Source organism: Noviherbaspirillum sp. FW303-A3, assembly GCF_058788695.1.
In genome coordinates, this window is record NZ_JBYTAZ010000001.1 from 618,033 (window position 1) to 641,089 (window position 23,057).

27 protein-coding genes and 1 pseudogene are annotated in these 23,057 nt (G+C 58.8%); 20 read left to right on the forward strand and 8 right to left on the reverse strand.

Annotated elements, in window-relative coordinates:
* Window positions 1-46 precede the first annotated feature (46 nt).
* The 8 genes from AC3WOY_RS02965 to AC3WOY_RS03000 all read left to right on the forward strand — a co-directional run bounded on the left by AC3WOY_RS02965 (window position 47) and on the right by AC3WOY_RS03000 (window position 7,816).
* Window positions 47-457: a hypothetical protein gene (locus AC3WOY_RS02965; RefSeq protein ID WP_492420885.1), complete on the forward strand. Its 411-nt coding sequence runs from the start codon at window positions 47-49 to the stop codon at window positions 455-457.
* A 148-nt stretch (window positions 458-605) separates the two neighbouring features.
* Entirely contained in the window at window positions 606-1,877 is a 1,272-nt protein-coding gene (locus AC3WOY_RS02970) for a TolC family protein (RefSeq protein ID WP_492420886.1), read from the forward strand.
* On the forward strand, window positions 1,874-3,502 hold the full coding sequence (locus AC3WOY_RS02975; RefSeq protein WP_492420887.1) for an efflux RND transporter periplasmic adaptor subunit: 1,629 nt from the start codon (window positions 1,874-1,876) through the stop codon (window positions 3,500-3,502). Before AC3WOY_RS02970 ends, AC3WOY_RS02975 begins: the two co-directional genes overlap by 4 nt.
* A gap of 12 nt (window positions 3,503-3,514) precedes the next feature.
* The gene (locus AC3WOY_RS02980) at window positions 3,515-6,640 is read left to right on the forward strand and encodes an efflux RND transporter permease subunit (protein WP_492420888.1); all 3,126 of its coding nucleotides are present in this window, start codon (window positions 3,515-3,517) and stop codon (window positions 6,638-6,640) included.
* Between the two features lie 46 nt (window positions 6,641-6,686).
* Window positions 6,687-6,812 carry a hypothetical protein gene (locus AC3WOY_RS02985; RefSeq protein ID WP_492420889.1) on the forward strand — a complete coding sequence of 42 codons (126 nt, stop codon included), beginning with the start codon at window positions 6,687-6,689 and terminating at the stop codon, window positions 6,810-6,812.
* A gap of 29 nt (window positions 6,813-6,841) precedes the next feature.
* Window positions 6,842-7,237, forward strand: a complete 396-nt coding sequence (locus AC3WOY_RS02990) for a c-type cytochrome (protein ID WP_492420890.1) — start codon at window positions 6,842-6,844, stop codon at window positions 7,235-7,237.
* Between the two features lie 22 nt (window positions 7,238-7,259).
* Complete coding sequence (locus AC3WOY_RS02995; protein ID WP_492420891.1) at window positions 7,260-7,481, forward strand: hypothetical protein; 222 nt, start codon at window positions 7,260-7,262, stop codon at window positions 7,479-7,481.
* Between the two features lie 170 nt (window positions 7,482-7,651).
* Window positions 7,652-7,816 carry a hypothetical protein gene (locus AC3WOY_RS03000; protein WP_492420892.1) on the forward strand — a complete coding sequence of 55 codons (165 nt, stop codon included), beginning with the start codon at window positions 7,652-7,654 and terminating at the stop codon, window positions 7,814-7,816.
* 293 nt (window positions 7,817-8,109) lie between these two features.
* On the opposite strand, the pseudogene AC3WOY_RS03005 reads toward AC3WOY_RS03000, so the two are convergent.
* A pseudogene (locus AC3WOY_RS03005) lies at window positions 8,110-8,208 on the reverse strand (hypothetical protein); the annotation flags it as partial.
* A 138-nt stretch (window positions 8,209-8,346) separates the two neighbouring features.
* Here AC3WOY_RS03005 and AC3WOY_RS03010 point away from each other — a divergent pair.
* The 4 genes from AC3WOY_RS03010 (at window position 8,347) to AC3WOY_RS03025 (ending at window position 10,600) form a co-directional block, all read left to right on the forward strand.
* Window positions 8,347-8,823, forward strand: coding sequence for a disulfide bond formation protein B (locus AC3WOY_RS03010; protein WP_492420893.1), 477 nt, complete (start codon window positions 8,347-8,349; stop codon window positions 8,821-8,823).
* The gene (locus tag AC3WOY_RS03015; RefSeq protein WP_420473665.1) at window positions 8,820-9,479 is read left to right on the forward strand and encodes a DsbA family protein; all 660 of its coding nucleotides are present in this window, start codon (window positions 8,820-8,822) and stop codon (window positions 9,477-9,479) included. Before AC3WOY_RS03010 ends, AC3WOY_RS03015 begins: the two co-directional genes overlap by 4 nt.
* A gap of 102 nt (window positions 9,480-9,581) precedes the next feature.
* The gene (locus AC3WOY_RS03020; protein WP_492420894.1) at window positions 9,582-10,202 is read left to right on the forward strand and encodes a class I SAM-dependent methyltransferase; all 621 of its coding nucleotides are present in this window, start codon (window positions 9,582-9,584) and stop codon (window positions 10,200-10,202) included.
* A 56-nt stretch (window positions 10,203-10,258) separates the two neighbouring features.
* Window positions 10,259-10,600: a YnfA family protein gene (locus AC3WOY_RS03025; RefSeq protein ID WP_492420895.1), complete on the forward strand. Its 342-nt coding sequence runs from the start codon at window positions 10,259-10,261 to the stop codon at window positions 10,598-10,600.
* A gap of 6 nt (window positions 10,601-10,606) precedes the next feature.
* On the opposite strand, the gene AC3WOY_RS03030 is transcribed toward AC3WOY_RS03025, so the two are convergent.
* The 4 genes from AC3WOY_RS03030 to AC3WOY_RS03045 all read right to left on the reverse strand — a co-directional run bounded on the left by AC3WOY_RS03030 (window position 10,607) and on the right by AC3WOY_RS03045 (window position 13,243).
* A complete protein-coding gene (locus AC3WOY_RS03030) occupies window positions 10,607-11,206 on the reverse strand; it encodes an ISAzo13 family transposase (protein ID WP_492429163.1) in 600 nt (199 codons plus the stop codon).
* A 104-nt stretch (window positions 11,207-11,310) separates the two neighbouring features.
* Complete coding sequence (gene dmeF, locus AC3WOY_RS03035) at window positions 11,311-12,279, reverse strand: CDF family Co(II)/Ni(II) efflux transporter DmeF (protein ID WP_492420896.1); 969 nt, start codon at window positions 12,277-12,279, stop codon at window positions 11,311-11,313.
* Window positions 12,280-12,297: 18 nt separating this feature from the next.
* Complete coding sequence (locus tag AC3WOY_RS03040; protein ID WP_492429165.1) at window positions 12,298-12,576, reverse strand: metal/formaldehyde-sensitive transcriptional repressor; 279 nt, start codon at window positions 12,574-12,576, stop codon at window positions 12,298-12,300.
* A gap of 487 nt (window positions 12,577-13,063) precedes the next feature.
* Window positions 13,064-13,243 (reverse strand): hypothetical protein, encoded by a 180-nt coding sequence (locus AC3WOY_RS03045; protein ID WP_492420897.1) that lies wholly within the window; start codon window positions 13,241-13,243, stop codon window positions 13,064-13,066.
* Window positions 13,244-13,376: 133 nt separating this feature from the next.
* Between AC3WOY_RS03045 and AC3WOY_RS03050 the strand changes: the two genes are divergently transcribed.
* The 8 genes from AC3WOY_RS03050 to AC3WOY_RS03085 all read left to right on the forward strand — a co-directional run bounded on the left by AC3WOY_RS03050 (window position 13,377) and on the right by AC3WOY_RS03085 (window position 21,615).
* Complete coding sequence (locus tag AC3WOY_RS03050; protein ID WP_492420898.1) at window positions 13,377-14,768, forward strand: TolC family protein; 1,392 nt, start codon at window positions 13,377-13,379, stop codon at window positions 14,766-14,768.
* Window positions 14,765-15,331, forward strand: a complete 567-nt coding sequence (locus tag AC3WOY_RS03055; protein ID WP_492420899.1) for a hypothetical protein — start codon at window positions 14,765-14,767, stop codon at window positions 15,329-15,331. The genes AC3WOY_RS03050 and AC3WOY_RS03055 overlap by 4 nt, the downstream gene beginning before the upstream one ends.
* A 12-nt stretch (window positions 15,332-15,343) precedes the next feature.
* Window positions 15,344-16,465 (forward strand): efflux RND transporter periplasmic adaptor subunit, encoded by a 1,122-nt coding sequence (locus AC3WOY_RS03060; protein ID WP_492420900.1) that lies wholly within the window; start codon window positions 15,344-15,346, stop codon window positions 16,463-16,465.
* 10 nt (window positions 16,466-16,475) lie between these two features.
* A complete protein-coding gene (locus AC3WOY_RS03065; protein WP_492420901.1) occupies window positions 16,476-19,580 on the forward strand; it encodes an efflux RND transporter permease subunit in 3,105 nt (1,034 codons plus the stop codon).
* Window positions 19,581-19,636: 56 nt separating this feature from the next.
* Window positions 19,637-20,005 (forward strand): hypothetical protein, encoded by a 369-nt coding sequence (locus AC3WOY_RS03070; RefSeq protein WP_492420902.1) that lies wholly within the window; start codon window positions 19,637-19,639, stop codon window positions 20,003-20,005.
* Between the two features lie 68 nt (window positions 20,006-20,073).
* Window positions 20,074-20,586, forward strand: a complete 513-nt coding sequence (locus tag AC3WOY_RS03075) for a DUF2846 domain-containing protein (RefSeq protein WP_492420903.1) — start codon at window positions 20,074-20,076, stop codon at window positions 20,584-20,586.
* Between the two features lie 532 nt (window positions 20,587-21,118).
* On the forward strand, window positions 21,119-21,397 hold the full coding sequence (locus AC3WOY_RS03080; protein ID WP_492420904.1) for a cation transporter: 279 nt from the start codon (window positions 21,119-21,121) through the stop codon (window positions 21,395-21,397).
* 5 nt (window positions 21,398-21,402) lie between these two features.
* The gene (locus AC3WOY_RS03085; RefSeq protein ID WP_492420905.1) at window positions 21,403-21,615 is read left to right on the forward strand and encodes a GDCCVxC domain-containing (seleno)protein; all 213 of its coding nucleotides are present in this window, start codon (window positions 21,403-21,405) and stop codon (window positions 21,613-21,615) included.
* A 188-nt stretch (window positions 21,616-21,803) separates the two neighbouring features.
* Here the strand turns inward: AC3WOY_RS03085 and AC3WOY_RS03090 are convergent, their stop codons facing one another.
* From AC3WOY_RS03090 to AC3WOY_RS03100, 3 genes are read right to left on the reverse strand one after another with little or no spacing between them, the layout of a single operon-like run.
* Window positions 21,804-22,082, reverse strand: coding sequence for a hypothetical protein (locus tag AC3WOY_RS03090; protein WP_492420906.1), 279 nt, complete (start codon window positions 22,080-22,082; stop codon window positions 21,804-21,806).
* Window positions 22,083-22,499: a DUF411 domain-containing protein gene (locus AC3WOY_RS03095; protein WP_492420907.1), complete on the reverse strand. Its 417-nt coding sequence runs from the start codon at window positions 22,497-22,499 to the stop codon at window positions 22,083-22,085.
* 41 nt (window positions 22,500-22,540) lie between these two features.
* The gene (locus AC3WOY_RS03100) at window positions 22,541-23,038 is read right to left on the reverse strand and encodes a protein-disulfide reductase DsbD N-terminal domain-containing protein (RefSeq protein WP_492420908.1); all 498 of its coding nucleotides are present in this window, start codon (window positions 23,036-23,038) and stop codon (window positions 22,541-22,543) included.
* Between the last annotated feature and the right edge of the window lie 19 nt (window positions 23,039-23,057).

Consider the following 23,057-nt stretch of genomic DNA (forward strand, 5'->3'; position numbering starts at 1 on the left):
TATGGGTGCATCTCAACGCACTGGCGCCGCAAACCCTAAACGCGTAATGAAACTGCCTAAACATCTTCGCTTTATTGCAGCCTTGCTTGTGATGGTGAGCGTGCTTTTCAGCCAGCTCGCCGTCGCGGCCTATGTCTGCCCAAGCGTCGCTGATGGGCAGGGACAGCCACCGCTGGCCATGATGCAAGCCATGAGCGAGCACCATAACGCTTCGGATTGCGAGGACATGGATGACATGCAGTCGTCGCTGTGCCGCACGCACTGCCAGGGAGACAATCAGTCGGGGGACCGGCCGCAGCCGCCGAACCTGACGCCATCGGTTGCGATCATCCTGGTCCCCGAAGTGGGCAACGCGGATGTTGCCTACCGTCCCATCCACGCACAAGCCGCCAGCTTCTGGCTGACCCGCACTTCTTCCCCTCCCCTGTCGATTCGGAACTGCTGCTTCCGGATTTGACCCCACGCCTGTTGCCTGAACCGCGCTCCCGCCGGTGCGCGCCGGCATGCCGTTACGCCTTCGCAATCGTTGCGTAGATCCGTAGGTCAGCGTCGCGCGCCTCTGCGGTAAGCAATTCCGATACTTCATTTTCTCTTCGGAGACAGCAATGCAATTCACATTACGTGCCTGCGCTCTGGCGGTCGCGCTAACGCTGGGTGCGCCTTTGGCGAACGCTCTCGATGACCAAAAAATCGGCGCCTCGGTCGAAAGCCTTCTCGAATTCGCCCGAGAACGGAATCCCGAGTATGCGTCCATGCGTTATGAAGCCGAAGCGGCAGGCGAGCGGTCGGCATCGGCCGGCGCCCTGCCCGACCCGAAACTCCGGGTCGAACTCGAAGACATCACGAAGATGGGTGAACAGAATCCCACCTTGTCGCCCAGCCGGGTTGGCCAGGCGAAGTACCAGATCATGCAAGAACTGCCCTGGTTCGGAAAGCGCGACCTGCAACGCGAGGTCGCCACGCTGGAGGCCGAAGGGGCCAAGGGCAAGGCGTACGCGATGTGGGCCGATCTTGCCTCACGTATCAAGGCCGGCTACGCGCAGCTCTATTACATCCACGAAAACGAGCGCCTGACCAAGGAAATCCTGGACCTGATGACACGCCTGGAGCGCGTCACCCAGGTTCGCTATGCCGGCGGCCTGGCCGCACAATCGGACGCCATCCGCGCCCAGGTCGAGCTGACCAATATGAAAAACGAGCTCGTGATGCTCGACAACGAAAAGCGCATGCTGCATGCGCGGCTGAACATGTTGATCGCCCGTCCGCCCAACGCGCCCTTGGCCGATCCGGAACGCCTGCGCCAGTTGCCGCCCCCTGCACACCTCGAGTACGCCGCCCTTGCCGATCGCGTGCGCGGCCGCAACCCACGGCTGTCGTCCGACGACGCACGCGTGCGCGCCGCGGAAAAAAGCCGGGACCTGACGTACAAGAACCGCTATCCGGATTTCGCTGTCGGCTTTGCGCCTATGCAGAGCGGCAAATCGGTGAAGGAATGGGAAGTCATGTTCGAGATGAACATTCCGATCCAGCAATCGTCGCGCCGCGCGATGGAGCGTGAGTCCGAAGCGATGCTGTCCACCGCGCGCGCGCGCAAGGAGGCCACCGCCAATGAGGTGTTATCGGAACTGGCCGAGAGCCTTTCCGCCCTGGAAGCCGCCCGTCGCACCGAATCCATCATCACCAGCAGCTTGCTGCCCCAGGCGGAGCTGACCTACAAGGCAGCCCTGGCCAGCTATGAAAACGGCAAGGTTGATTTCGCGACCTTGCTCGATGCCCAGCGCCAGATTCGCCAGGCAAGACAAGGCCAGATCAAGGCGCAGGCTGACGCCCAGACCCGCCTGGCGGAAATCGAACGACTTTTAGGAGAAGAACTATGAAACAGTCCGCAAACATTGCGATCGTGGCCGTCGTCGCGGCCGTCGTCGCCGCTGGCGGCGGCTACCTGGTCGGTTCGCAAAAAACGGCTGGCGGGGTTACCGCAAGCGTGCCCGCAGCCGGACAAGCCGAAGGCACGGTGAAAAAAGAGCGCAAGCTGCTGTACTACCGCAACCCGATGGGACTGCCCGATACCTCACCGGTGCCGAAAAAGGACCCGATGGGCATGGATTACATAGCGGTCTATGAAGGCGAGGAAGAGGCCGATGCGTCTTCCGGCAACCAGATCAAGATCAGTACCGAGAAGGTGCAAAAGCTCGGCGTGCGTACCGAGAAAGCGGCGCAGCGGGCAATCGACAAGGTCGTGCGCGCGGCCGGCCGTATCGAACCGGATGAGCGGCGCGTGTTCGTCATTTCGCCGAAATTCGAAGGCTATGTCGAGCGTCTGCATGTGAACGCAACCGGACAGCTGGTCGGCAAGGGACAGCCGCTGTTCGAAGTCTATAGCCCTGAACTGGTCTCGGCGCAACGGGAATACGCGATCGCCGCACAAGGATTGCAGTCGCTCAAGGGAGCCGATGGCGATGTGCAGTCGGGAATGAAGCAATTGGCCGATTCCAGCCTGCTTCGTCTGCGGAACTGGGATATCTCCGACGAACAGATCAAGGCACTGACGAAGTCCGGTGACGCGAAACGCACGATGACCTTCCGCTCGCCGGTATCGGGTATCGTGACCGAAAAGAAAGCCATCCAGGGCATGCGCTTCATGCCGGGCGAAATGCTGTACCAGATTTCCGATCTTTCCACGGTCTGGGTGTTTGCCGATGTATTTGAGCAGGATATCAGCCTGGTCAAGCCGGGCACTAAAGCCAAAGTCCGGATCAACGCGTACGTAGACAAGGAATTCGACGGCAACGTCACGTATGTGTACCCAACCCTGAATGCCGACACGCGCACCGCACAGGTTCGCGTCGAACTTGCCAATCCGGGCCAGCTGCTCAAGCCGGGCATGTTTGCCAATGTCGAACTGGCGGCGGCCCCGCGCAGCACAGCAGTCACGGTACCGTTGTCGGCGGTGATCGATAGCGGCACGCGCCGCATCGTGCTGGTGCAGCTCAAGGAAGGCCGGTTCGAGCCGCGCGAAGTCAAGCTGGGTGCGCGTAGTGACAACTACGTCGAGGTGCTGGAGGGTGTCCAGGATGGCGAGGACGTAGTCGTTGCAGCCAACTTCCTGATCGATGCGGAAAGCAACCTCAAGGCGGCTGTCGGCGGCTTCGGCGGCCACGCCGGGCACGGCGCGCAGCCGTCTGGTCAGGATGCTGGCGCTGCAAAATCGACTGGCGCGGGCCACAAGGCGGAAGGCACGATCGATGAGATCGATGCGAAATCGGGCACGGTCAGCGTCAACCATGGTCCAGTCGCCAGCCTCAAATGGCCGGCAATGACCATGGAGTTCAAGGTCGCCAACAACGCATTGCTCAAAAACATGAAGCCGGGTGACCCGGTGACCTTTGAGTTCGTCGAGCGCCAACCGGGGGAGTGGGTGATCACCGGATTCCAGCCGGCTCCAGCGACAGTCAGGAAGGCGCCCGCTCCGGTTGCTGATCCGCACGCCGGCCATCGTTAACAGGAAGCCATCATGCTGAACAAGTTCATTGAATGGTCCGGCAGGAACGTCTTCCTGGTCCTGCTGGCCACGCTCTTCGTCACGGTCGCCGGCGTCTATGCGGTGATCAAGACCCCGATTGATGCGCTGCCCGATCTGTCGGACGTGCAAGTCATCGTCTATACCGAGTATCCGGGGCAAGCGCCACAGGTGGTTGAAGACCAGGTGACCTATCCGCTCACGTCGGCCATGCTGTCGGTGCCGAAGTCCAAGGTGGTGCGCGGCTTTTCCTTCTTCGGCGCGTCCTTCGTCTACGTCATTTTCGAAGATGGCACCGACATCTACTGGGCGCGCTCGCGCGTCCTGGAATACTTGAATTTTGCCGCGGGACGCATGCCCAAGGGCGTCACCCCGCAGATCGGTCCGGACGCGACCGGCGTGGGTTGGGTCTACCAGTACGTGGTGCTGGCCAAGGACAAGACGCTGGCCGAACTACGTACGCTGCAGGACTGGTATCTGCGCTACCAGCTGGCCAAAGCACCCGGTGTGGCCGAAGTGGCGTCGGTGGGCGGCTTCGTGCAGACCTACCAAGTCACCGTCGACCCGGTCAAGCTGCGCGCGTACGGCATTCCGCTGATGAAGGTGGCGCAAGTGATCCGCGAGTCGAACCGGGACGTCGGCGGCCGCGTGGTCGAGATGGCCGAGACCGAGTACATGGTGCGTGGCAAAGGTTATCTGCGCGGCAAGGCTGACCTGGAAGGCCTGGTAGTGAAATCCGAACGCGGCACGCCAGTGCTGGTGCGCGATATCGCTCGCGTTGAGCTGGCCCCCGACGAGCGGCGCGGCATGACCGAGTTGAACGGCGAAGGCGAAGTTGTTTCCGGCATTGCGATGTCGCGCTACGGCCAGAACGCACTTGAGGTCATCCACAACGTCAAGACCAAGATCACCGAAATCAGCGCTGGCCTGCCGGAAGGCGTCAGCATTGAAGCGGTGTACGACCGCTCCGAGCTGATCCATCGCGCGATCGACACGCTGAAGCATACGCTGATCGAGGAAAGCATCATTGTCGCCCTGGTCTGCATCGTGTTCCTGCTGCATGTGCGCAGCGCGCTGGTGGCGATTTTGATGCTGCCGGTCGGCGTGCTGATGGCCTTCATCGCGATGCGCGTGCTGGGGATGAATTCGAACCTGATGAGCCTGGGCGGCATTGCGATCGCCATCGGTGCCATGGTCGATGCGGCGATTGTAATGATCGAGAATGCACACAAGCATCTCGAACGGCTGAAGGAAGGTGAATCGCGCGTCGACGCGATGCTTGCTGCCTGCAAGGAAGTCGGCCCGTCGCTGTTCTTCTCGCTGCTGATTATCACAGTGTCATTCCTCCCCGTGTTCACGCTGGAATCGCAGGAAGGCCGCCTGTTCTCGCCGCTGGCATACACCAAGACCTTCGCGATGGCCGGCGCGGCGATCCTGTCGATCACGCTGGTGCCGGTGCTGATGATGCTGTTCATCCGCGGCAAGATCATGCCCGAAGCGAAAAACCCGGTGAACCGCTTCCTGATCTGGATCTACCGCCCGATCATCAAGGGCGTGATGCGCTGGAAGAAGACCACGGTCTTCCTTTCGCTGGTGGTCCTTGCTGTCACCATCTATCCAGCCTCCCGGATCGGCAGCGAGTTCATGCCGACGTTGAACGAAGGTACCCTGCTCTACATGCCGTCCAGCCTGCCGGGCATGACGATGACCAAGGCGGCTGAACTGGTGCAGACGCAGAACAAGATCATCAAGTCGTTCCCGGAAGTCGCATCGGTCTACGGCAAGGCAGGACGTGCCAACACCGCCACCGATCCGGCGCCGACCGAGATGTTCGAGACTGTCATCAACCTGAAGCCGGAATCCGAATGGCGGGCCGGCCTGACGATGGATGCGCTGATTGCCGAAATGGACAAGGCGCTTCAGTTCCCCGGCGTCTCCAACGCCTGGACCATGCCGATCAAGGCGCGCATTGACATGCTGTCGACCGGCATTCGCACACCGATTGGCATCAAGGTGTTCGGCAAGGACCTGGACGAGATGGAAAAGCTGGCCAAACAGATCGAGGCAGTGGTCAAGACCGTCCCGGGAACGACGTCGGCCTTCGCCGAGCGGATTACCGGCGGCTTCTACCTCAACATCGAACCGGACCGCGCGCAGCTCGCGCGCTACGGCCTGACTGTCGGCGAGGTGCAGGATGTGATCGCCACCGCGCTTGGTGCCGAAATGGCAACGACGACAGTGGAAGGCCGGGAGCGCTTTGCAGTGACCGTACGCTATCCGCGCGAGATGCGCAGCGACCCGCAACTGATCGCGCGCGAAGTGCTGGTACCAACCATGGACGGCCCAATGATCCCGCTCGGCCAATTGGCCCGCATCGAGATTGCCAAGGGCACACCGGGCATTCGTACCGAGAACGCTCTGCTGTCGGCCTACATCTATGTCGACATCCGCGACCGGGACATTGGTGGCTACGTAGCCGATGCGCGTAAGGCAGTCAACGAGCAGGCCAAGTTCCCCCCGGGCTACTACGCAACCTGGAGCGGTCAGTTCGAGGCGATGGAACGCGCGATCGAGAAGATGAAGGTCGTCGTTCCAGTGACGCTGCTGATCATCTTCCTGCTGCTGTACCTGAATTTCAAGCGGCTGACCGAGACACTGATCGTGATGCTGTCGGTACCGTTTGCCCTCGTCGGCGGTGTCTGGCTGATGTGGCTGCTCGGCTACAACATGTCGGTCGCCGTGGCGGTCGGCTTTATCGCACTTGCCGGCGTGGCCGCGGAGACTGGCGTGGTGATGCTGATTTACCTCGACCATGCATGGGAAGACGTGAAGAGAAAGACCCGCAGCGAAGGTCGACAGCCAACCGCAGCCGACCTGTATGAGGCAGTGATGGAAGGGGCGGTCGAGCGGGTCCGTCCAAAGATGATGACCGTGGTCGCGATCATGGCCGGCCTGCTGCCAATCATGTGGAGCACCGGCACCGGGTCCGAGGTAATGAGCCGCATTGCCGCGCCGATGGTCGGCGGCATGATCTCGTCGACGGTTCTTACGCTCGGCGTGATTCCAGCTTTGTACGCGCTGGTCAAGCAATGGCGACTGAACAAGGGGCGCGAGTCATGACGAGGACCTGAACGCCACTGCTTTTCAACTTCATCTGGAGACTTGTATGTGGACGTTGAAAGCCATCGCCGCAATTGCGCTTACCGTCGTCGCCGTCTCGTTAACAGGATGCGAAGCGACGAAGGGAAGCGTACCCGCACGCGGAAGCAGCGCGCACATTCACCAGCACTGAGAATAGTGAAACCCTTAAGGAAACCTGACATGAAACGAGTAAGGGTGCATACCTTCGCAGCAACGGCGGCATTTCTGATGCTGTCCATTGGCGCCGCTGCGCAGGCCCAATCCATGAAAATTCCGAAGCCGAGCGAAGGCTTGATGCCCAACCCCGGTAGAGGAAAAGGACTGTTCGCCACGCATTGCGCGTCGTGCCATGGTGCCGATCTGAAAGGCGGCGACAAGGGGCCTCCGATGCTGCACAAGGTCTACGAGCCGTCCCACCACGGCGACGTCGCCTTCCAGCTTGCGGCGGCACGCGGGGTGCGCGCCCATCACTGGCAATTCGGTGACATGGCTCCGGTGCCAGCGGTCACCCCCGATGATGTTGCGCACATTACCGCATTCATCCGAGCTGAGCAGCGCAAGGTAGGGATTCAGTAGACAGCAAGGCCACTGCGAAGGCGTGGCCGACGAACACGTGCAGTACGCAAGGACGGCGGTGATGAACTTTAACGGACGCTGGGTTCCCCCGGAACTCATGAACCTGATCCTGGTGCTATGGTTGATCGCCGCCGTCTTTATTGGCCTCTTGCTGTATCGGATGCGGGCAAAGGCGAAGCAGTTGCCGCCAGAGCGCCGAAACCAGAAGGTTGCAAAAAGTCGTGGCAGCAAAAAGATGCGGTAGTAGTCGTTTCTCTGGAGACTAACTACAGGGAGCTAGCCAGGCAAGAGATACGTCGATTCGCTTGATCGTAAGTGTGTCCTCGGATTTGCAGTAATTTCCCATGAGTATGGGAGTTAATTTGCCACTATTTAGTGTTTAATTCCAGCCGTTGAAACTATCGGGTCAAATTGATGGAATACAGTGAGTACTTGGTGATGGTCTGCATCGGGATTGGAGCGGCGCTCCTCGGTGCTGTGCTCCTGTTTATCGAGATCACCACCTATGGAATTGTCGCGAGCGGACTAGGTGTACTGGTTGCCATTTCCGGCATTGTCGGAGCGTTCTGGAATAGCTAGTACTGCCCTCCCCGTCTCCTTTAGCACTGTCCGTATAACTGGGAGAAAAGAGCACCGAGCCGAACGTGCATTACATAGGCACATACAGCCCGCGTGACGCAAAATAAGTAACGTATCGACTCGTAAATTTCGGGCGGCAAATACCCGTTGCAGCAAATAGTTTTTCCGAAACCCTAAATTTACCGCCTCGATCATACGCCTCCAAGAACTTATGTCGCCAAGGTGGCCCACCATGCTATTACCGCTTCGGCCGAACAAGGAACTTCTACAAACTCGCCGCCAGTAAAAGCTGACTAAGGTTTTTGCAAACTATCATTAACCGCTGTCAGTGCGGGCACACCGGCTATTGCTGCGACTGTCATCTCGCCACATAGCCCACTTCCTTCAGCTTCTTGCTTGTCAAATTAGCTGAATACCGCCAGAGAGGGCAGTATTGATCACGTGTCGTCTCACGGATGCTCGCTGCCGGCGACGCTCGGCTGCGAGTAACTGTATATAACGGTTACCCGGCCAACATGGGAATCACGACAATGAACAAGATTGAAACAGGCAGACCCGCATTTGGCCGTCTCAATAGCGGTAGAGGCACACACGAGAACATTTGGGCGGTGGTATTCGTGGCCTGGCTCGTCGCCGCAAGTTCATCGCTCGGCGCGTTGTTCCTTGGCGAGGTCATGGGATTCGCACCGTGTGTACTGTGCTGGTACCAGCGGATATTCATGTTCCCGTTGGCCTTTGTGCTCGCCGTCGGGCTTTTTCCTCTGGACGTGAAGGGGGTGCGCTATGCACTTCCACTGTCGATCGCGGGCTGGCTCGTCGCGGCATATCACCTGCTGCTTATTGAAGGCGTTATCCCGGAAACCATGACACCTTGCCAGCAAGGTGTTCCGTGTTCACAGGTAGAGGTGGAATGGTTGGGGTTTGTGACGATCCCGCTACTCTCCGTCGCGGCCTTTTCTGTGATAAATGCCTTGCTGATTACTACCTATTTGAAGACCCGGAAATGAAACAGAAGACCATTTTTATCGCGGCCATCGTGATTTTGGCAGTGGCGTTCGGCGCTGCTACGCAGCTGTACCGCGGCAATCAAACAGAACAGGCAACGCAAGTCGTCACTCAAAATCGGGAGGCCCTTGTCCGCTTCCACTCGCCCACCACCGGGAACGCGGAAGCACCGGTCCATATCGTTGAGTTCCTGGATCCAGCGTGCGAAGGCTGTGCCGCGTTTTACCCGTTCGTCAAGGACATCATGGCCTCCCACCCGGGAAAGATCCGCCTCTCGGTGCGGTACGCACCATTCCATAAGGGGTCGGAAGACGTAGTCAAGGTGCTCGAGGCGACCCGCAAGCAAGGCAAGTATTGGCAAGCCTTGGAAGCGCTATTCGCTGCGCAATCAGGCTGGACTGAGCACCATACCGCACGAGTTGAGCTCGTCTGGCAGTACCTCGCACCTCTTGGCCTCGATGTGGAACGGCTGAAGACCGATATGCAGTCTCCAGAAATTGCCCGTATAGTCCAGCAGGATATGGCGGACCTGCAGACGCTGAATGTGAAGAAGACGCCTGAGTTCTTTGTCAATGGCCGTCCCCTGCCTTCGTTTGGCGATCAGGAACTGCTGAAGCTTGTTCGGGAAGAACTGGAGAAAACGTCAAAAGGCGGATAAGGGAGTGAGATAGAGGAATGCTGTCGCCGGCACCAAGGAATATCAGTGGCATAATCTTTTTCAAAATACGATCGAGCCACAGCTTTCTTCCGGAGGGGATGCATGCAGCAGAAAGATCATTGGGAAACAGTGTATTCCACGAAGCCGACTGACGGCGTGAGCTGGTACCAGGAGCACGCGGATCGGTCGCTGGAACTGATTGGCGGAACCGGCGTCCCATTGAATGCGTCGATCATCGATGTCGGTGGCGGCGCCTCGACACTCGTCGACGACCTGCTTAGCAAAGGCTATAGTTCGCTCACGGTACTCGATATTTCCCACGCAGCACTTGCGGCCGCCCAAGCTCGCCTTGGCGATCAAGCCTGGAACGTGACATGGCTTGAGGCAAATATCACTTCCGCCAACCTTCCGGTGCATGCTTACGATGTGTGGCACGACCGCGCTGTATTCCACTTCCTGACTTCGGAGGAGGATCGCAAAGCCTACGTGCAGACCGTGCTGCGTTCGGTGAAGCCGGGTGGCCACGTCATCGTCGCCACGTTTGCAGAAGACGGCCCGCTTCAGTGCAGTGGCCTGCCGGTTCGGCGCTATTCGGCGCCTGAACTTCACGCCGAGTTCGGTACACCATTCACGTTGCTCAAGCACGAACGCGAAGAGCATCACACCCCGTTTGGCACGGTTCAGAAGTTTGTCTACTGCTACTGCCGCCGTATCGCCTCCTGAACGAACTGATCGTGCACACGAGAAAATCTCGCAACTGAGTTGAAACAGGACTGAGAATGGACTGGTCCGATTTGCCCCGCGCCTTTGCATTATTTGTTGTAACCGCGATTGCCGAACTGGTCGGGTGTTATCTGCCACTTCTCTGGATGACTGGAAAAGGCGCTGCGTGGCTCCTGATTCCGGCAGCGTGCAGCTTGATTATCTTCGTTTGGTTGCTAACGCTCCATCCCACAGCGAGCGGACGGGTATATGCGACCTACGGTGCGATCTACATTGCCACGGCGCTTGGATGGCTATGGATTGTCGACGGAGTCAGTCCGACCTGGAATGATTATGTTGGTGTCGGCCTTGCTCTCGTCGGGGCGGGTGTCATCGCACTTGGACATCGTCCGGCTTAGGATTTGTCACGAAATAAGCTGGTGATTTGTCGCGCAGTCCTCGTGCGGATGCAGCGTGTAATTGCACGCTGGACGGATGGCGTGCGGCTGGATGCGCAGGTGCTGCATCTCCTCATCCGAAACCCGCTCGCCAAGCTCATTGCCGCCGCGTTTGAGCACCGCCTTCACGCGCAGTCCAGTGGCCGTTTCAGTGCCTTCGATATAGCGCGTCACGGTTTCGAACGAACGCAGCGGCACACCAGCCCAATTCAGACTGATCTGACTGAACAGCCGATGCTCGATCGGATTCCATTTCGAACAGCCCGTCGGGTAATGGCATACTGTCACGTCCAGACCGCATCGATCGCACAATTGCTCCTGCAACTGCGCCTTCCATACCCGCGAACGGCAACTGTTGAACCCGCCCGCATCCGCCAAGATCAATAACCGCTGCGCCTGGCGATAGCGCCGGCAGTCTCCGTCGCACCACCAGTGGCCAATGGCATCAACGGCAAAGCGCGGTATGTCAAAGCAGTCACTCACGCAGACGTAGCCGCGGTTGGCGCCGACATCATAGACGCCATACGGCACCGCCTGAGCGACGGCGTCCTGCGGCCAGTCGTGCACCAGCAATATGAAGGCACTGACGGCCGTAACTCGGCAAGGATCGCATTCTGCCCTCTTGTTATTGGACGCTTGGCGGCCAAGAGCAGGCTGCGGTAGCAATCGCCTCAGTGCGCGTGAACCACCTCAATCGTAGTATGGACAATCTCCTCATGGACGCCAATCTTGCTGCGCAAGTCGGCCGCAGTTAGCGATGGGTCCGATGTGACAACGGAGACGGCGCAGGAAAAATGCTGCTTTCCGACTCGCCACACATGCAAGTCTGTGATCCTCGTGCGCTTATTCTCTTCAGTTGATTCGATTGCTTCCCGGATTTCCTCGACCACCGGATGGTCCATTTCCCGGTCCAGCAATACCTTTCCAGTGTCACGAATAAGGTTTTTCGCCCATACCCCAACCAACACTGCTCCTACAAGTCCCATCGCTGGGTCAAGCCAGGACCAGCCGTAAAGCCATCCACCAAACAAGGCGACGATGGCCAGAACAGAGGTCGCAGCGTCGGCGACTACATGGACATAGGCCGACTTGAGATTCAAGTCGTGATGATGTTCATGGCTGTGGTGATGGTCATGAACCTCATGGTGAGGCTGGTCATGCCCGTGGCGATGGTGTGCTCCTCCGAGAATGAATGCGCAAACAACATTGACAACAAGTCCGGTAACCGCAACGAGAATCGCCTCCTGATAGTGGATCGGCTCCGGCGCGAAAAAACGCTCTACCGAACCGAAGATCATCAGCGCCGCGATAGCCATCAGCAGTACGGCGCTTGTAAAGCCCGCCAACACTTCAATCTTCCAGGTGCCGAAGGCAAAACGCGGGTCACGGGCATACCGACGTGCTGCAGCATAGGCAAATGCCGAAAGTCCGATGGCCAGCGCGTGAGAACTCATATGCCAGCCGTCGGCAAGCAGTGCCATCGAGTTAAACCACCATCCGGCGGCAATCTCGACAATCATCATCGCTGCGGTAATCCACATGACTACACGCGTGCCGCGTTGAGCCGATTGATTGCCTTCGTCAAAGACGTGATCATGCATCCAGGCGGAGCGATCCTCGTGGGCGTGATGAAGTGACATGAAAATTCCTTGACTTGATTAGCGCAGGTAGGTGCGAAGGACCTCGACCAGCTTGTCAGCACCTTCCTCTCGGGCCGCGGCGCTGCTGATGTCCGGGCTCGCGACATGGTCCCGAACGTGGCCTTCGATGATTTCCGCCATCAATCCGTTCATTGCGCCACGCGTTGCGGCGATCAATTGCATGACTTCTGCACAGCCTTGTTCACCTTCGAGCGCACGCTCTATTGCGTCAACTTGGCCCTTGATCCTGCGCACGCGATTGAGCAACTTGCCCTTATCTCGAACAGTGTGTCCCATCTTTGCCTTGAGAATCAAAATACTATACCCCGGTATAGTACCACGAGGCCGGCGCGCGAGAAGAAAGCCGTTCAAGTCGTGCCCAGTCCTGTAGTGCATAACCAACCGTCCACGTGCGGGCGGCTTTAGCCCGGATTTGACCGACTTGAATTGCCTCCATAGACCGTAGCAGTTCGAGACCTTCGCGGCTGCCGCCGCACCAACATGGCTACGCCAAAGAGTCCGGCTGCAATTAGGCGGCGGCGCTCCTTGCAGAAACGATGCCTCTCCGCCAATCATCGACCATCAAACCGGGACGATGTATGGGCCGCGAGGTGCGGGAGTCTTCAGAAATGCCAGCAGCCCAATTCCCGCAGTTTCATTTCATACGTTGCGAGATTCACTATCGTTTTAACAACCAATAAAAACCTTGTTTCAAGTCAACCGTATTCGATAGGGTTCCCGGAACGACAATGGTTTCCCGCTAAGCATGGCGTCATTGGTATAATCATTGCCCAACCCGTTTAACGACTTCCCCGTGCGTCGCTTTCTCTGCATTTTCCTGATGCTCCTGCTTCCCTTGCACAGTTTTGCTGCGCAAGGCGGCACGTTTGGGCTTGAGGAAATGTTTAACATCGCCCACGAAGTTGAACATGTCGACGGGGTGAGCCATCACCATGATGAGCATGGCGCAACACACTATGACGACTCGGGGGAGTCGGCAAAGCATTTCGCTGAGCATTCCGCGTCTCACCCTTGCGTTGCATTGCCGTCCGTTGCAGTCCCATTTCTGACGAACGAGCCGTTCAAGGTCGCCCGTGGTGACCTCGGTCACTTTATTCCCAATCCTGTTCCTGAACGGCCACAACGGCCGCCTCAATCCCTCGGTTAATCCACCGAGGGCACTTCAGCACTCATCCTCACTTTCACTGAGTCCGTCCGCGCGACCTGTCGCGCCGGCTGTATTTGCCTTCGGTTTTGGCTTTTTCATACCGAATGGAGATTGCATGCGTGCATATTATTTAAGTATTTTGTTTTCCGCCGTGGCGTTGGTATCGCCCATGGCGTTGTCACAAGCCGGTCCGCCCGGCTTGAACGCTGCGTTTGACGCGGCCTGGCAGCGGTCGTCACAAGGCCGCACTCTGGAAGCTCGCCGCAACGAGATGCTTGCCGGCCGTGATGCAGCGGATACCTGGATTGCCGGTTCGCCAACCGTTGGCCTTGCGCAGAGGAGTGATCGCTGGACCGACCAAAACGGCATCAGGGAAACGGAGGTGTCGCTTTCCGCACCAGTCTGGCTGCCTGGCCAGAAAGCCGCGCGGCAGAGCCTGGCCGAAAGCAGTTCAGAGGATTTGGAAGCGCAGGTCGCCAATGCCCGGCTGGCTATTGCCGGCGAAGTGCGCGAGCGGCTTTGGGCAGTCGCCGCAGCGCGCGCAGTACTTGACGAGGCCGAGGATCACGAAGACCACCTCGAATCCATTGCTGACGAAGTGATGCGTCGGGTCGCGGCCGGCGACCTGGCGCGGATTGACGGCATCCTTGCGCAGCAGGAAGTATTGGCAGCCAGGGGAGCAGTGGCGTCTGCCCGGGCAAAGCTGCAGGAAACGCAGGCACGGTACACGACCTTGACTGGCCAACCGGATATCCCTTCCACTGAGCCGGAACCGATCGCCGCCGGGATGCGCGACCCGCATCCGCGGATACTGGCCGCTCGCACGGCCCTCAAGCGCTCGCAGGCATCGCTGGACGTGGTGAATCGCACGCGAAGCGAACCGCCAACAGTTGGTCTGCTGATGCGACGGGAGAAGGATAGTGCAACCAGTGCCGCGTCAAGCGTGGGTCTGGTCGTCCAAATCCCGATTGGCACCAATGCCCGAAACCGTCCGCTGGAAACGGCAGCACAAACGCAGATCGCGTCCGCTACCGCCGAGTTAGCGCAAGCCGAGGCAACACTTCAGGTGGACATCAACATGGCAAAGCTGCAGCTCACCGCTTCCCAGCAGGCGCTGGAGGCAGCCACGTCCCGCCTGGCGTTGGCACGCGAGCACATGACACTCATTGAAAAGGCGTTCCGCCTTGGCGAGCGAGGACTGGCGGAGTTGCTGCGCTCGCAAAGCCAGTTGCACGACGCCGAGTTCGCTGAAAGCCAACAGCGTGTGGCAGTAGGCCTTGCGCACGCCCGACTGAATCAAGCTTTAGGAATCACTCCATGAACGTCCTCAAAATCTTCCTCTTTTACGTAGTGACGATGTCGGCAGCCCTTGCGGCGCCCGGTGCGCACGGCCCGAACGGCGAACATCTGGATGTACCCGGTGGCCATGTCCACAGCGATGCCGGACCGCGCATTGAAACTTTCACGGAATCATTCGAGCTGGTCGGCCATCTGCAGGATGGCGAGCTGTCCATGTTGATTGACCGCTACGACACCAACGAGCCTGTCCTGAACGGCAAGCTCGAAGTCGAGTTCAACGGCATGAAGGCGCCTGCCAGGTTCCACGCCGACCATGGCGACTATGCCGTCGATGATGAAAACTTCCTGAAAGCCCTGGCCAAACCTGGGAAACACGCGCTCCTGTTCACATTGACTGCGGAAGCCGACAGCGACCTTCTCGAAGGAACACTGGAAGTGAAAGCCGACGCCGGCACACACGGTCACTCTCACGAAGACGAACACGGCCATTCGCACACCAACTTGACCACTTGGGTGATCGCCGGCGTGCTGCTGGCGGTACTGCTTGTCGCCATCGTCATTCGCCAGTTGCGTCGCAAGCCCTGACAGGAAAAAATCATGCTGAACAAATACAAGACCATTGTTTTCTCTCTTTTGATGGCAGGTGCGCTCTCGCCTGTCGCCCTTGCCGCACCGGGCGCCCACGGCCCCAACGGCGAACACCTCGATGCCCCTGCATCCGGCAACGCCACCGGCCTCGCGCGTCTCCCGGACGGCAGCGTCAATGTGCCGAAGCAGGCACAGCGCCGCATGGCCATCCGTACGGTGAAGGGCCATGAAGACGAGCACCCGTTCACGGTTGAATTGAACGGGCGCGTCGGCATCGACCCGAACGCAGGCGGCCGGGTGCAGGCGCCGTTTTCCGGACGGATCGAAGCCGGACCCAAAGGGCTCCCGGTTGCGGGCCAGCGGGTCGAAAAAGGCCAGGTCCTTGCGTACGTGCTGCCGATTGCCAGCGCCGTCGAGCGCGGCAACCAGCAGGCGCAGCTGGTCGATATCCGTGCCAACCGCCAGTTGGCAGAACAACGCGTGAAGCGTCTCGAGGCGCTGGAAGGAACCGTGCCGCAAAAGGAAATCGAAGCGGCGCATGCGGAGCTGAACAGCCTGATCGGCCGTGAACGGGCGGTGGCGGCAAGCGTAAGCGGAAATGAAGCCGTCACCGCGTCGGCCTCCGGCGTCATTGCCAGCGCAAACATCCTGGCGGGGCAGATCGTGGAAGCGCGCGATGTGCTGTTCGACATCGTTGACCCGGCCCGCATGGTGGTTGAAGCGGCAACCCCGGACGCATCGCTCACGGGCAGGATCGCCAATGCGGGACTGGCCGGCTACCCGGGCGCCGAGCTGTCCTTCATCGGCGGTGGACGAAGCCTGCGTGACGGCGCCTTGCCCCTCACTTTCAGGGCAAACCTGAAGGATGCCGCGCTTGCCGTCGGGCAGCCTGTGACGGTGGTCGCCAGGTTGAACGAGAAGGTGAAGGGCATCGCGCTGCCCGCGGAGGCACTGGTCCGCAACCCGAACAACGAGCCCGTCGTGTGGATCAAGTCCGGTGCGGAACGCTTCATTGCGCAACCGGTCGAGGTCAAGCCGCTGGACGCGAAAACGATCGTCGTCGTCAAGGGTTTGGGACCGGACAACCGCGTTGTCGTCTCCGGCGCCTCGCTGGTCAACCAGATCAGATAGGGGCGCACACATGTTCAATTGGATAGTTCGTTTCAGCCTGACCAGCCGGCTGTTCGTGCTGGCGGCGGCAGCGATGCTGGTGGTCTACGGCGCGCTGATGGCGACCCGCACGCCGGTCGATGTCTTCCCGGACCTGAACAAGCCGCTGGTCACCATCCTGACGGAAGCCGGAGGCATGGCGCCGGAAGAAGTCGAGCAACTGGTGTCATTCCCGATCGAGACATCGCTCAACGGCATGCCCGGCGTGACCCGCGTGCGGTCGGTGTCCGGTGTCGGCCTGTCGATCGTGTACGCCGAATTCGACTGGGGCACCGACATCTACCGCAATCGCCAGCAGGTGTCGGAACGCCTTACCCTGGTCAGGGAGCAGCTCCCCGGCGGCATCACGCCTGTCATGGGGCCGGTGTCGTCCATCATGGGCGAGATCATGCTGATTGCGCTGCCGATCGACGTGTCGAAAGCCAGCCCGATGCAGGCGCGGGAATACGCGGACTTTGTCCTGCGCCCGCGTCTGCTGTCTATTTCCGGCGTCTCGCAAGTCATTCCGATCGGCGGCGACGTACGGCAATTGCGCATCGAGCCCGATACCGCACGCATGGCGCAGTTCAACGTGACGCTCGACCAGGTGGAGGCATCGGTACGCGGCTTCGCCGGCAACACCAGCGGCGGCTTCATCGACCTGAACAGCCGGGAATACCTGATCCGCAATCTTGGCCGGACCAACAGGCTCGATGACGTGAAGGGACTGGCTGTGGCGTTCCGCAACGGCACGCCCATCCTGCTCGAGCAGGTCGCTTCCGTCAGGTACGCGCCGGCATTCAAGCGGGGCGATGCAGGCATGAACGGCAAGCCAGCGGTCATTGTCAGCGTGCAGAAGCAGCCGGCCGCGGACACTGTGAAGCTGACGCGCGACATCGAGAATGCATTGGCGGAACTCAAGCAGGGACTTCCCGCCGGCCTGTCGACGCCCGAAGTCCTGTTCCGGCAGGCAGACTTCATCGCGGCGTCCATCGACAACGTGGTGGAAGCATTGCGCGACGGCGCGATCCTGGTTGCCATCGTCCTGTTCGCGTTCCTGCTGAACTTCCGCACCACGGCGATTTCTCTGATTGCGATTCCCCTGTCGCTGGCGGTGACCGCAGTCGCCTTTCACCTGCTCGGGCAGTCGATCAACGTCATGACCCTGGGCGGGCTGGCGATTGCGATCGGCGAACTGGTCGATGACGCGGTCGTGGATGTGGAGAACATCCTGCGCCGCCTGAAGCAGCGGCGTAGTGAAGCCAATCCTTTATCGGTGCTCGAAACAATCTGGAAAGCTTCCGTCGAGGTGCGGTCCGGCATCGTCTATGCCACTATCATCGTGGTGCTGGTGTTCGTGCCGCTGTTTGCCTTGCCCGGTATCGAGGGCCGGCTGTTCGCTCCGCTTGGCGTGGCTTACATTGTCTCCATCCTGGCCTCGATGCTGGTGTCCATGACGGTCACTCCGGTCCTTGCGTACTACCTGCTGCCCGACATGAAGCAGCTTGCGCACGGCGACAGCCCCGTCGTGCAACGGCTGAAGGCATGGGATACCCGCATCCTGGAATGGTCCTTCCCGAGGGCGAAAGGCATTCTGGCAGTTGCCGCCGTGGCGGTGGTTGCGGCCGCAGCCAGCGTGCCGTTCTTTCCGCGTGCGTTCCTTCCAGCCTTCAACGAAGGTTCGCTGGTGATGGGGATGACTTTCACCCCGGGAACCTCGCTGGCGGAGGCGAACCGTATGGGCGCGCTGGCCGAAACGCTGATCCAGGAAGTGCCGGAAGTGAAAAAAGTCGGCCGCCGCACCGGCCGCGCGGAACTTGACGAGCATGCGGAAGGTGTCCATTCAGCGGAAATCGACGTCGACTTGAAGCGTTCCGAGCGCGACCGCGAACAAATCATGGCGGACATCCGCTCCCGCCTTGCTGTAATTCCTGCATCGATTGCGATTGGCCAGCCAATTTCACACCGGCTCGACCACCTGCTTTCTGGCGTGAGGGCGCAGATCGCGCTGAAAATCTATGGCGACGACCTCGATACCCTGCGCGGCCTCGCCGAAAGCCTGCGCGGCAGGCTGGCAACCGTTCCAGGACTGGTCGACCTGTCGGTCGAACGCCAAGTGCTTATCCCGCAGGTCAAGGTGCGTGTCGATTATCGAAAGGCTGCCCAGTTTGGACTCGCGCCGGGACAGGTGTTGAGTGCCTTGCAGACCTTGTCGGAAGGCGAGCGCGTGACCCAGGTGGTCGACGGTCCACGCCGCTTCGACTTGTTGGTGCGCATGCCGGACGAGAGCCGCTCTCCGCAGGATCTGGCCAGGGTCATGCTCGACACTCCCGCAGGAAGAATTCCGCTGTCGCAGGTTGCCACCGTCGAAGAAGGCGATGGCCCGAACCAGATCGGACGCGAGAACGGCCGCAGGCGCATCGTGGTCTATGCCAACACGGATGGTTCCGACATGTCCCGCATCATCGGGGACGTCCGCAAGGCGATTGCCGCGACCCGGCTTCCGGGAAGCTACTTCGTCAGTATCGAGGGACAGTTCCAGGCGCAGGAGCAGGCGACAAAGCTCATTATCAGCCTGTCGCTGGTCTCGCTGGCAATGATCTTCCTGGTGCTGTTCTCCCGCTACAAGTCCGCTGTCCTTGCCCTGGTCATCATGGGGAACATTCCATTTGCATTGATCGGCAGCGTCATTGCCATGTGGATTGCAGGCGTGTCGCTTTCCGTCGCATCGATGGTCGGCTTCATTACACTGGCCGGCATTGCGACGCGCAACGGCATCCTGAAGGTCAGCCATTACATCAACCTGTGCAAGTTCGAAGGCGAAACCTTCGGCATGCCGATGATCGTGCGCGGTTCGCTGGAGCGGCTGACCCCTGTGCTCATGACGGCACTGGTTGCCGCGTTTGCGCTGGTGCCGTTGCTGCTGGCCGCCGATGCACCCGGCAAGGAAATCCTGCATCCGGTGGCTGTGGTGATTTTCGGCGGGCTGGTCAGCTCGACGATACTTGATTCGCTGTTGACGCCGCTGATTTTCTGGCTGGTGGGACGCAGGCCGCTGGACGCACTTGTTGCAGGCGAATCGAAGGAAGCTTATTAAGCATGGGCTGTTGCAGCGGCGCCCAAAACAGAGCCGCTGCCCATATGGAGAAAGCAATGAAAAGACTGATGGCCCTCGTGGCAATGGCAGTAGCAGTATCGGGAAATGCCCTGGCGCACGGTGACAAGCCGAAGCATGGCGGCGTCATGAGCAGCGCAAGCGATTTGAACTTTGAACTGGTCACCAAGGATGGCAAAGCGGCGATTTACGTTGAAGACCATGGCAAACCGAAGGCAACGAGTGGCGCGACCGGAAAGCTGACGGTCTTGAACGGTGCAGAAAAAACGGAGGTAGTGCTGGAGGCTGCTGGAGAAAATACGATGGTAGCCAATGGCGACGCTAAGCTTGTAAAGGGCTCCAAGGCAGTGGCATTCATGACGTTTGCTGACAAGAAAACCGTCAATGTGCGCTTCTCGGTAAAGTAAATTTCCTTTAATTGCGGCGACAGATGCCACGTGCAAACGTCGCCGCCAATTCCAATCTGGGGGTAGGTATGAAGACATATGAAAAGGCACTAATCGTCGTACTGCTACCGCTTGCGGCAATCGGGTGTAGTGCTGTGCCGAGCAACAGTGACACCATAGCGTGCCGGCGCTTCACCCGTATGCAAGAATGCGTTGCCGTGCCCATGGCGTCCGTCGAAGAAGACAAAAGCGCGAAAGCATTTCTTCCGCCGTCCGACGGAACGTCGCGTATTTATCTCGTCCGCCCATACACTGCTTCGCAGAAGGACAAAGCCGAAGTATTCGTTGACGGCAAACCAGTCGCGCAACTTGGCCCTCTGACTTATGCGGTGATAGACGTGAGCCCTGGTAAGCATCGGCTTTCCGTAAACACGGACGTAAATTCTGATTTTGAACTGAATGTCCGGAAGGGCGAGATTCACTATGTCCAGTACCAGTTAAACCTTCTGTTTAACACGGTAACCGGCGAGATGAAGCTTCTCGATGAGAATGCGGGCCAGCAAAAAGTGATGGCAACGAAGCGGGTCGCATTGTCGCCTTGAACGAATGCTCCAACTTACCGGTTACCTTCAGGTGAGGTAAAAAAGACTCGCTTTCAGAATCGAGAATGTCCGCTTTGCGGACGGTTGTGCGCCGGCTTGTGAGTGAGTGTTCCGTTTGCTTCATCAGTGGTGATTAACCGAAAGGCGACCTATAGCTACAGGTAACGCGGATAACCAAACAGACTCACAACGACCAAAATCAAACGGCCAGCCTCGCGCTCTAAATCTGCCGTTCACACTCAAGCAGGAACATCTGAACCTGAAGCTAAATGTCGCCCTGCAAGAGGGACCGATTAATTGGGCAGTTGCCTTGTTGATTCCCAATTTCGCACTGCCTGTCCAAGCCTGCTGTTTTTCGGACTGGCGTTCCGCCGCTTATACGTCGCCAAGCAAGTCTGCACACCTGGTTCCGTCTGTACCGAACCGGTTGTGCTGTCGCGCTAGCGTCTCATTTTTTGGCCAGTGGCTGTGTTTATGATGTGCCTCCTCGCGGTTCCGATAGCCGTACCTCTTTTTATGTAAAGGAAACTCGATGCGACGGATTTGCAAACTGGTGGCTCTTACACTTCTTCCTGTGGCAACGGCGTTTGCTGTCACGCAGTCTGCCGTTCTGGCCCTTCAGAACATGACATGCTCGCTTTGTGGGATGACCGTAAAGAAAGCACTCCAAAAGGTGCCGGGCGTCGATGATGCCGTGATCGACTACTCCTCCAAGACCGTCCCGGTGAAATATGATGCTTACAAGACAAAAGTGGCCGCCCTGGTTGAAGCGAAAACGGATGCCGGCTTCCTATCCACGCCTCGCAGGTAATCGTCATGACAACAGTGACTCTCGAATCGGTCCTGACCTGCCCCCATTGTGGATTCGCCAAGAAGGAAACCATGCCAACCGACGCTTGTCAGTTCTACTACCAATGCGAGAACTGCAAAAAGGTGCTTCGCCCGCTATCCGGCGACTGTTGCGTATACTGTTCCTATGGTTCAGTGAAGTGCCCGCCGATTCAGGAACAACGAGGATGTTGCAGTTAAGTTAGCCGTTGCAGCCCGCCGGGATGATGGTCGATGAGACGATCGACCAAGTACCAGGCGCGCATTGCCTTGGACCTTACGCGGACGAAGCAATTAACCTGTTCGCGCTGGCTATCCGCCACGCGGTGGCCGTTGGAGTCTTCAAGACAACGTGATGTTTGCGTATCCCTCGGGCGGATGCTTCCGCCTCACTGCTGTTGCTGTTGCTGTTGCTGTTGCTGTTGCTGTTGCTGTTGCTGTTGCTGTTGCTGTTGCTGTTGCTGTTGCTGCCGACCGGCGATAAGCTGGAAGTAAAGCTCGCGCCAGCATAAGCTGGCGGCCGAGGTCGAAACCAAAATACAGCCGGATACAGAGGCGCAGATTCCGTAAAGCTTACGGATGCGACGTACCGATCCACTCGTTACTCTGGCCAGAATGGTGTCGGCAATGCCGTCACGGGAATTCCAAGCCCGAGGAAAGCGCTGCAATCAATCTCTTGAGAACGACTTCCCCGCGAAATCATAGGTAATCAACGTACCGTCCAGCTTGCCCATGCCAGGAGAATTCATTGGCATGCCCGGCGCTGCAACGCCTTTGACATCGCGGCGCGCGATCAGCTTGTTGATTGCGTTGGCTGGGACGTGCCCTTCGATTACCTGCCCGGTCTTGTCCACCACCGCGGTATGGCACGAGCCCATCGACTCAGGAACACCCAGCCGCTTCTTGACTGCAGACATGTCGTCCGCATTGATCGCCTTGACTTGGAAACCCGATGCGCGCAGGTGGTCCACCCAGCCTTCGCAGCAACCGCAATTCTTGTCCTTGTAAACCGTGATCGCTTCGCCTGCGCCATAGGCGACGCCGTAAGTCGCGGCCAGCAGTGCAGTCAACATCCACTTCTTCATTTCAGCTCCTAAAAAAATCAAATACCTCACCTCACTGACCTTCAGGGCAACGCGAGGTTCACCGTCTTTTCGATAGGCGGATAACAAACGCCCAGTTTTTCATGGCACCCTTGGTACGCAGCGACCAACGTGACACTGCCTGTCTTCGGCGGGCGGTTCACGGTGAGTTCGACCGGCACGGCCTTTCTGTAGACTTCAGTCTTGCCGAATATCTGGTCATTCTTCATTTCACCGCTGGGCAGCTTCACCGAATTCACCGACACGCCGCTGCTATTCTTGAACGAGAAGCGGATTTTTTCCTTGTACAGGTAATATCCCTTGGCCGGTACCAGTTCGGCAAACACCGTATTCGGTCCCTTGACCGTCACCTTCATCTGAAACGCCAGGTCCGGCTCAATCAATTCCTCCTCGCTAGCACTGGAGAACAAGGAGGCCAGCCCCTTGTTCGTTGCAGGAGCGTTAGTTTGCTGCGCATGCGTCAATGAGACTTGCGCCAGCATCAGTACGGACAGGGTGGCAATCGCAAATGGTTTCTTCATTCTGAGAACTCCGATAGCT

Coding starts and splice junctions, on each gene's coding strand:
- AC3WOY_RS02965 (WP_492420885.1), top strand. CDS start 47: ATGAAACTGCCTAAACATCTTCGCTTTATTGCAGCCTTGCTTGTGATG.
- AC3WOY_RS02970 (WP_492420886.1), top strand. CDS start 606: ATGCAATTCACATTACGTGCCTGCGCTCTGGCGGTCGCGCTAACGCTG.
- AC3WOY_RS02975 (WP_492420887.1), top strand. CDS start 1,874: ATGAAACAGTCCGCAAACATTGCGATCGTGGCCGTCGTCGCGGCCGTC.
- AC3WOY_RS02980 (WP_492420888.1), top strand. CDS start 3,515: ATGCTGAACAAGTTCATTGAATGGTCCGGCAGGAACGTCTTCCTGGTC.
- AC3WOY_RS02985 (WP_492420889.1), top strand. CDS start 6,687: ATGTGGACGTTGAAAGCCATCGCCGCAATTGCGCTTACCGTCGTCGCC.
- AC3WOY_RS02990 (WP_492420890.1), top strand. CDS start 6,842: ATGAAACGAGTAAGGGTGCATACCTTCGCAGCAACGGCGGCATTTCTG.
- AC3WOY_RS03000 (WP_492420892.1), top strand. CDS start 7,652: ATGGAATACAGTGAGTACTTGGTGATGGTCTGCATCGGGATTGGAGCG.
- AC3WOY_RS03010 (WP_492420893.1), top strand. CDS start 8,347: ATGAACAAGATTGAAACAGGCAGACCCGCATTTGGCCGTCTCAATAGC.
- AC3WOY_RS03015 (WP_420473665.1), top strand. CDS start 8,820: ATGAAACAGAAGACCATTTTTATCGCGGCCATCGTGATTTTGGCAGTG.
- AC3WOY_RS03020 (WP_492420894.1), top strand. CDS start 9,582: ATGCAGCAGAAAGATCATTGGGAAACAGTGTATTCCACGAAGCCGACT.
- AC3WOY_RS03025 (WP_492420895.1), top strand. CDS start 10,259: ATGGACTGGTCCGATTTGCCCCGCGCCTTTGCATTATTTGTTGTAACC.
- dmeF (WP_492420896.1), bottom strand. CDS start 12,279: ATGTCACTTCATCACGCCCACGAGGATCGCTCCGCCTGGATGCATGAT.
- AC3WOY_RS03040 (WP_492429165.1), bottom strand. CDS start 12,576: ATGGGACACACTGTTCGAGATAAGGGCAAGTTGCTCAATCGCGTGCGC.
- AC3WOY_RS03045 (WP_492420897.1), bottom strand. CDS start 13,243: ATGCTCATCATGGTGATGGCTCACCCCGTCGACATGTTCAACTTCGTG.
- AC3WOY_RS03055 (WP_492420899.1), top strand. CDS start 14,765: ATGAACGTCCTCAAAATCTTCCTCTTTTACGTAGTGACGATGTCGGCA.
- AC3WOY_RS03060 (WP_492420900.1), top strand. CDS start 15,344: ATGCTGAACAAATACAAGACCATTGTTTTCTCTCTTTTGATGGCAGGT.
- AC3WOY_RS03065 (WP_492420901.1), top strand. CDS start 16,476: ATGTTCAATTGGATAGTTCGTTTCAGCCTGACCAGCCGGCTGTTCGTG.
- AC3WOY_RS03070 (WP_492420902.1), top strand. CDS start 19,637: ATGAAAAGACTGATGGCCCTCGTGGCAATGGCAGTAGCAGTATCGGGA.
- AC3WOY_RS03075 (WP_492420903.1), top strand. CDS start 20,074: ATGAAGACATATGAAAAGGCACTAATCGTCGTACTGCTACCGCTTGCG.
- AC3WOY_RS03080 (WP_492420904.1), top strand. CDS start 21,119: ATGCGACGGATTTGCAAACTGGTGGCTCTTACACTTCTTCCTGTGGCA.
- AC3WOY_RS03085 (WP_492420905.1), top strand. CDS start 21,403: ATGACAACAGTGACTCTCGAATCGGTCCTGACCTGCCCCCATTGTGGA.
- AC3WOY_RS03095 (WP_492420907.1), bottom strand. CDS start 22,499: ATGAAGAAGTGGATGTTGACTGCACTGCTGGCCGCGACTTACGGCGTC.
- AC3WOY_RS03100 (WP_492420908.1), bottom strand. CDS start 23,038: ATGAAGAAACCATTTGCGATTGCCACCCTGTCCGTACTGATGCTGGCG.